This window comes from Burkholderia sp. LMG 13014 (genome assembly GCF_905232215.1).
Taxonomy (GTDB): Bacteria; Pseudomonadota; Gammaproteobacteria; order Burkholderiales; family Burkholderiaceae; genus Burkholderia.
Window position 1 is genome coordinate 1 of record NZ_CAJNKE010000691.1, and the last position, 2,827, is coordinate 2,827.

General features: G+C 67.8%; 2 protein-coding genes. One reads left to right on the forward strand and one right to left on the reverse strand.

Annotated features, from left to right (window positions below):
* A partial coding sequence (locus tag JYJ84_RS33165; protein ID WP_205190019.1) for an MDR family MFS transporter occupies positions 1–1,319 on the reverse strand: 1,319 nt, incomplete at its 3' end.
* A 230-nt stretch (positions 1,320–1,549) separates the two neighbouring features.
* On the opposite strand from JYJ84_RS33165, the gene JYJ84_RS33170 reads away from it, so the two are divergent.
* Positions 1,550–2,827, forward strand: a 1,278-nt coding sequence (locus tag JYJ84_RS33170; RefSeq protein WP_205190020.1) for a Tar ligand binding domain-containing protein, incomplete at its 3' end; no start/stop codon positions are given.

The window sequence follows — 2,827 nt, forward strand, 5'->3', positions numbered from 1 at the left end:
AGCGCAGCCATCACCCGCGACTGCAGCCCGTGCGAGAACAGCGCGCCGAACGCCGCGACGCCGAGCGAGCCGCCGATCGAGCGGAACAGCGTCGCGCCCGACGTCGCGACGCCCATGTGCCGGAATTCGACCGTGTTCTGCACGGCGAGCGTGAGCACGGGCATCACCATGCCGAGCCCGATCCCGAGCAGCGCCATGTACGCATACATCGTGTGCAGCGGCGTATCGAGCGTCAGCGTCGACAGCAGCGCCATCGCGATGCCGCCGGTCAGCGTGCCCAGGATCGGGAACATCCGGTACGAGCCGAGCCGCGAGATCAGCCGGCCGCTGACGATCGACGTCACGAGCATCCCGCCCATCATCGGCAGCAGCTGCATCCCGGCCTGCGACGGCGTCGAGCCCTTCACGACCTGCAGGTAGAGCGGGATGAACGTGACCGAGCCGAACAGCGCGATGCCGACGACGAAGCCGATCAGGCTGACCAGCACGAAGGTGCGATGGCGGAACAGTTCGAGCGGCATGATCGGCTCGGCCGCGAGCCGTTCTTCATAAATGAAGCCGCCGATCGCGACGACGCCGAGCACGAGCGTCATCCACAGTTGCGGCGACGTCCACGGCAGCAGCGAGCCGCCTTCGCTCGTGAACAGGATCACGCAGGTGAGGGCGGTGGCGAGGAACGCGGCGCCCATGTAGTCGATCCGGTGCTTCACGTGCGCGGTGTGCGGCCGGAACGCGACGCCGATCACCGCGAGCGCGAGAAAGCCGAGCGGCAGGTTGATCGTGAAGATCCAGCGCCACGACAGGTGCTCGACCAGGAAGCCGCCGAGCAGCGGGCCGATGATCGTCGCGAGGCCGTACACGCCGCCGAACATCCCCTGGTAGCGCGCGCGGCGATCGGGCGGCACCAGATCGCCGATCGCGGCCATCGTGACGACCATCAGGCCGCCGCCACCCAGCCCCTGCAGCGCGCGCAGCACGATCAGCTGCGTCATGTCCTGCGCGACGCCGCACAGTGCGGAGCCCGCGAGGAACAGCACGATCGCGGCCTGCAACACGATCTTGCGGCCGTACAGGTCGCCTAGCTTGCCGTACAGCGGCAGCACGACGGTGGACGACAACAGGTACGCGGTGACGACCCACGACAACTGGTCGAGCCCACCGAGCTCGCCGACGATCGTCGGCAGCGCGGTCGACACGATCGTCTGGTCGAGCGCGGACAGCAGCATGACGAGCAGCAGCGCGGCGACGATCAGCCCGGTCGGCGCGTCGCGGCGGGCCGTTTCGGCGGCCGGCGGAGTGAGGAGGGTGTCGGTGGTCATCGAGATATCTGCCATGGCAGGGAATTGTGTCGAACTATAGCCATGAATAGTTGACTGGTCAATTTCTGCTCAGCCTCGATATGTTGCAACCGTAACAGGAGATTGCCGGCCCGAAAAATTGACCGGGATCAGGGGAAAGCGGGGCCGGACTCAAGTTTTCTGCAGGCAAACCGTAATCCAGAGTGCTGCGGACCGATTGCCGTGGCACTTTTCATCGCTCACGTCCCGTCATGAACCTGAACGTCCTGTTTTCCCGTTTCTCGATCCGTACGCGGATCTTCTCCACGCTCGGCCTCGTCGCCGCGCTGCTCGTCGTATCGGGGCTGATCGGCCTCGCCGGCATGCAGAGCTCGAACCGCGCGCTGGACGAGGCCTATACGCAGCAGCTGGCTGCGAAGACCGCGCTGTCGGCGGCCAGCCTGAACCTGACGGTCGTGCGTACGACACTCGACCGCGCGCTGCTGCATCCGGAAGCGCCGGAAGTACCCGATCTCGTCCAGAAGGCCGAGAACTATCTCGCGAAGGCCGACACCGCATGGCGCGGCTACGCGGCGATGCCGCACGACGGCGACGAAGGCCCGCTCGCGAGCCGCCTCGACGCCGCGCGTCAGGCGCTGATCGGGCAGGCGTTGAAGCCGATGATCGACGCGGTGCGCGATGGCCGCCGCGACGAGGCCGACCGGCTGCTGATGCAGGTCGCGCCGCCGCTGTCGGTCGCGCTCACGCAGGCGACCGATGCGCTCGACGCGTACCAGGCCGCGCGTGGCAAGGAGGTGTACGACACCGCGCAGACCTATTACGGCTGGATGCGCGTGGGCGCGATCGCGGGTATCGCATTCGGCCTCGCCGCATGCCTCGGCTGCGCGATCGGCCTGCATTACGCGATCACGCAGCCGGTGAACCGGCTGCTGTCGCACTTCCGCCGCCTGTCGGACGGCGACCTGACGTCGGAGGTGCGCTGGTCGTCGCACGACGAGATGGCCGAGCTGGTCAAGGGCGTGACCGGCATGCAGCGCAGCCTCGCGGACACGGTGCGCCAGGTGAGCCAGGGTTCCGAGGCGATTTCGACGGCGACGCACCAGATCGCGGCCGGCAACACCGACCTGTCGCAGCGCACCGAGGAACAGGCGTCCGCGCTGCAGGAGACGGCCGCGAGCATGGAGCAGCTGACGGCGACCGTGAAGCAGAATGCCGACCATGCGCTCGAGGCGCAGGCGTGCGCGGACAGCGCGAGCGAGATCGCGACGCGCGGCGCAACGGTGGTCGGCGAGGTGATCGGCACGATGAACGAGATCGACCAGAGTTCGCAGAAGGTCGCCGACATCATCGGCACGATCGAGGGCATCGCGTTCCAGACCAACATCCTCGCGCTGAATGCGGCGGTCGAAGCCGCACGCGCGGGCGAGCAGGGCCGTGGCTTCGCGGTGGTCGCGGGCGAGGTGCGCACGCTCGCGCAACGCTCGGCGTCGGCGGCGAAGGAAATCCGCACGCTGATCGGCGAATCGGTC